At 63.2% G+C, this 5,076-nt stretch carries 3 protein-coding genes; 2 read left to right on the forward strand and 1 reads right to left on the reverse strand.

Annotated elements, in window-relative coordinates; all coding sequences use genetic code 11:
- The first annotated feature begins 105 nt into the window (after window positions 1-105).
- Together Y703_RS19535 and Y703_RS0111485 are read left to right on the forward strand one after the other, a co-directional pair.
- Entirely contained in the window at window positions 106-2,538 is a 2,433-nt protein-coding gene (locus Y703_RS19535) for a PAS domain-containing hybrid sensor histidine kinase/response regulator (RefSeq protein ID WP_051427536.1), read from the forward strand.
- Between the two features lie 64 nt (window positions 2,539-2,602).
- Window positions 2,603-3,520 carry a GGDEF domain-containing response regulator gene (locus tag Y703_RS0111485; protein WP_026552811.1) on the forward strand — a complete coding sequence of 306 codons (918 nt, stop codon included), beginning with the start codon at window positions 2,603-2,605 and terminating at the stop codon, window positions 3,518-3,520.
- A 30-nt stretch (window positions 3,521-3,550) separates the two neighbouring features.
- Here the strand turns inward: Y703_RS0111485 and Y703_RS19540 are convergent.
- Window positions 3,551-5,076: GMC family oxidoreductase (locus tag Y703_RS19540; protein ID WP_035764800.1), on the reverse strand; the 1,526-nt coding region annotated here is incomplete at its 5' end.

The raw sequence follows: 5,076 nt of genomic DNA on the forward strand, positions 1-5,076 counted from the left end.
GGCCACCCGGTACGACAAACTCGCCCTCACCTACCGCGGAGGAGCCGTACTCCGAGCCATCACTATTTGGCTCAAAGAATTAGGAGACACGCCCTAGCGCTCCTGGTGATCCGGCAGATCCTGATCGTCATCGAAAATGTCACGCTCACCCGCGGACTGGCGGATCAGGTGGCGGCGCGCACCGCCGAACTTGAGGGTCTGGGAGCGATCGTTACCTCATCGTCGGACGCGATCATCGGGTCAGTGCCCGACGGCAAAATTGTCAGCTGGAACCCTGGGGCCGAGCGGATCTTTGGGTATCCGGCAGCGGATACGCTCAACAAAGACAAGGGGTTCATGGTTCCAGATGGGGCCAAGGAAGCCAACGATGCAGCACATGCACTGGTGTGGGAGAGCGGGGAGAGCCACAGCTTCGAGACAGAGCGTGTGCGCAGCGACGGATCAGTGGTGCAGGTCGCCATGACCATCTCCCCGATTTGGTCCGACGGCGCTATCCGCGGCCTCGCCACGATCGCCCAGGACATTAGTGAACGGCGTGCCGCGGAGACCGAACTACGCAACGCCCGGGAAGCAGCGGTTGAAGCGACCCGGCTGAAGTCGGAATTCCTCGCGACGATGAGCCACGAAATCCGCACCCCAATGAACGGCGTGATCGGCCTGACCGGCCTGTTGCTTGATACGCCACTGGACACTACCCAGCGCCAGTATGCACAGGGAGTCAAAGGCGCCGGCGAGTCGTTGCTCCTGTTGATCAACGATATCCTCGATTTCTCGAAGCTCGAAGCGGGCAGAATCAACCTGGAAATGGAATCCTTTGACCCGCGGCGGCTCATCGACGAAGTCGCTGGCCTCCTTGCCGAGGGTGCGCGGAGCAAGAACCTTGAACTGATCGCCTACTGCCTGCCCGAGGTGCCTCAGCAGCTCATCGGCGACGCCGGTCGGATCAGGCAGGTGCTGCTCAATCTTCTCTCGAATGGGGTGAAGTTCACTGCAGCTGGGGAAATAACCGTTCGAGTCCACCGGACCGAGGACACTGGGGTCCTGGCCCAGGGTCAGTCCATGATTCGGTTCGAGGTACAGGACACGGGGATCGGAATCGAGGCAACCGACCACGACCGCCTGTTTGAGTCGTTTGCGCAGGCTGATGCGTCGACGACCCGACGGTATGGAGGCACCGGGCTCGGCCTGGCGATTTCACCGCGGCTGACCGAAGCCATGGGTGGCAGTATCGGGGTGGCCAGCACCCCTGGGGCGGGAAGCGTTTTCTGGTTCAATCTTCCCCTTGAAGGCACACAATCCGTTCCCGCGTCGGCGCCCAGCCTGCTCGATGAGCTTCGGGTGTTGGTGGTGGATGACAATGCGACCAACCGTTTGGTCCTGCAGTCGCAGCTTGGCTCGTGGCGGATGAAGACAGAAGCGGTAGACGGTGGGCTGGCCGCGTTGGCCCGACTCACCGGGGCAGCGCAGGCAGGAGAGCCCTTCGACATTGCCGTCCTGGACATGTGCATGCCGGACGTCAATGGGATCGACCTCGCCGAGGCGATCTCCAGTCGTCCTGAGCTAGCGACTACCCGGATGATCCTGTTGACCTCGATCGGGCGTATTGACCGTGACCGACTCGCAGCGGCCGGGGTGTCCGAATGGCTGACCAAGCCGGTGCGGAGCTCTGCGCTCTATGACCGGCTAATGCACCTGATGACTGATTCTGACTCTGAGCCAGCGCCCGAAACCGTTCATTCACGCACGGTACAGCTGCAGGAAACGGGCTCGGAACAGAGTCCTAGCCCAAGGATCCTCGTGGTCGAGGACAACGCGGTGAATCAGCTGGTGGCCGAATCGATGCTCCTCAAACTAGGCTACCGGGTGGACCTGGTCGGCGACGGCGCCGAAGCCGTCAAGGCTACTTCCCACGAAACGTATGCTGCAGTCCTGATGGATTGTCACATGCCAATCATGGACGGGTTCGAGGCCACCCGTGCCATCCGCGGCCGGGACGCCGCGCACCTGCCAATCATCGCTATGACCGCCGGTGCGCTCAGCGAAGATCGCGAACGGTGCCGTGCGGCAGGAATGGATGATTACCTGGCCAAGCCGGTCGATCTGGCACTCTTGGAGGCAACGTTGCTCCGCTGGGTCCACACCCCGGGCGTACCAGCGCCTGAGCTCAGTGTTTCAGCGACTGCCTCCGCCCCCGTCTCCGCAGCTGCCTCCGCCTCAGCCCCCGCAGCGCAGGATCCGCACCCGGAACGCAGCGAAACCCGGCAGGTGGTAGATCCGGTGCGGCTCGCGATGCTCCGCGGGCTTGGGTCCGACGATGGGTGGGGTGTGCTTCCTGCGGCCGCAGCAGCCTTCCTCGACGGGGTCCCGGCTGACTTTGCCGAGCTTCGTCAGGCAGTTGAGCGGGGGACTGGCCTGCGGGACGCAGCCCACAAGCTCAGGGGGCGGCCGCCAACATCGGAGCCAACGGCGTGGCGGCTTTGTGCGGCAAATTGGAGGACGCTTCGAGCGCCGATGCCTCAGCGCACCCGGCAAGGCTGACCGAGCTGGAAGTGGAGCTTGAACTCGTCTCCATCGCGTTGGCCGAGTCGGTGAAGGGCGCACCATGAAGGTGATGGTGGTGGATGACGATCCGGGGTCGCTGATGGTGGCGAAAGCCGTGGTGGAACAGGCCGGCTACGAGTGCCTGTCAGCGACCAACGGTGACGCCGCCTGGGACCTGTTCCAGCGCCATCAGCCGCAGGTGGTGGTCACCGATTGGATGATGCCCGGCCTGAACGGGCTGGAACTATGCAGGGCGATCCGGAGCGGCGAGGAAGATACCTATACCTATCTGGTGCTGCTGACGTCCTTCGGCTCCAAGGATGATGTGCTCGCCGGAATGGACGCCGGTGCAGACGACTATGTCACCAAACCGTTGGATCCTTTCACTCTGCGCACCCGGTTATTGGTGGCACGCCGGGTGACTGCGCTACATGCACAGCTCGGGCGGTATCGGCAGGAACTGGCCAAACAGGCCAGGACCGATCCGCTCACTAATCTGGACAACCGGTTGAAACTGGCAGAGGACCTTGAGCTGCTGCACAATCGAAGCTTGCGTCATGGCACGCGCTACTCGCTGGCCCTGTGTGATGTCGACTATTTCAAGAGCTTCAACGACGTCCAGGGCCACCCAGCTGGCGATCAGGCGCTCAAAGCCGTCGCCGATACGCTGACCCTGCTGTCGCGGGACACCGACGGTATCTACCGCTACGGCGGCGAGGAGTTTCTCCTCATCCTGCCCGACCAGGGCGAAGGGGATGCTCGGGCGATAGTGGAGCGGATCCGCGCCGGTATCAAGGCGCTCGCCATTGGGCATGCGGGCAACCCCGAACATGTGCTGACGATTAGCGCCGGCATCTCCACCTTCGCACCCGATCACGCTGTGGGCAGTGGTCAGCTGCTGAAGGAAGCCGACGACGCCCTGTACTCGGCGAAGGCCGCCGGCCGGAACCGGATAACCAGTTTCGTCCGGGTCGGGTAGTGGAACGCCCGCCCGGACGAAACTCAGGTCCTAGCTCGCGCGGGTCTGTTTGATCAGATCGGCACACCGTTCACCGATCATCATGGTGGTGATGTTCGGGTTGACAGTGGTCAGCTCCGGCATCACGGATGCGTCAGCGACGCGCAGGCCGGTAACGCCTTTTACCCGCAGCTCAGGGTCGAGCGGGGAAAGCCTGTCGGAGAGCGCGCCCATCCGCACCGTACCGGCCGGGTGGTACACCGTGTTGTGGGTTTTTCGGATGTAGCCGGCGATCTCGTCGTCGGTTTGGACCCCCGGCCCCGGGTACAGCTCGCGTCCGGCCCATTCAGCCATGGCGGGCTGCGCCACAATGTCGCGGGCCTTACGGATCCCGGCAATCATGACGCGCATGTCGTGCGGGTCAGTGAAATAGCGGGGATCCACCAACGGCTTATCCCGATAATCACGGCTGCGCAGGCGCACCGTGCCGCGCGACCGAGCATGGGTAACGTTCGGCGTGAGACAGAACCCGTTGTCTGTGGTGGGGTACCCCTGTCGGAGCGTATGCATGTCGAACGGAACCGATCCATAGTGGAACATCAGGTCGGGTCGATCGAGTCCGTCCTCAGTGGTGGTGAAAATGCCAATCTCCCACCACTGGGTGGACGTCTCAGGCATCGGCTGTTTTGCCTCCCACTGGATGACACCCTCGGGATGGTCCTGAAGGTGTTCGCCGACGCCGGGGGAGTCCACCCGCACGTTAATACTGTGCTCTGCGAGGTGCCCGGCCGGGCCAATCCCTGACAGCATGAGCAGCTTGGGGGAATCGATCGCTCCAGCTGAGAGGACCACTTCCAACCGTGCGGTGAGGGTGTGGGTGCGGCCAAAGGACGCGTCAACGACGTCGACGCCGGTGCACCGGTTGTCGGCGGCGAAGTTCAGTTCCCGTGCCCGAAGATCAGTCAGCAGAGTGAAATTGGGCCGCTCCATGATGGGGTGGATATAGGAGACCGACGACGACGCGCGGGTACCGTCCGCCTGCCGATTGATCTGGAAAAGGCTGGCGCCGTTGATTACCGTCGCCCCGGTGTTGAAGTGAACGCGGGGAATACCCGCCTGCTCACAGGCATCAAGCAGCGCCTTCCCCGATGGGTCCGACGCCGGGATGTTCATCAGATGCACTGGTCCTGAATCGCCGTGGTGCGGAGCGTCCGGACCGGCGTCCTCGTTGGTTTCGAGTCGCTGGTAGAGGGCCCACGCGGTCTCGGCGTTCCAGCCTTCCGCACCGAATTTTGTCTCCCACTCGTCGATGTCCTCCCGCGGCGCCCAGAAGGCGATGCAGGAATTGTGGCTGGAGCAGCCGCCCATCATCTTGGCGCGTGCATGACGCATGAAGGAGTTTCCGTGGTCCTGGGGTTCGATCGGGTAGTCCCAGTCGTAGCCGGATTCCAGGAGTTCCATCCAGCGGTCGAGCCTGAGGATGGCATCGTTTCCCCGGTCGTCAGGCCCAGCCTCGACCAGTGCCACCTCCAGGTCCGGATCCTCGCTGAGGCGGGCTGCGACGGCGGCTCCGGCGG

Source organism: Arthrobacter sp. H20, from assembly GCF_000520515.1.
GTDB lineage: Bacteria > Actinomycetota > Actinomycetes > Actinomycetales > Micrococcaceae > Arthrobacter_D.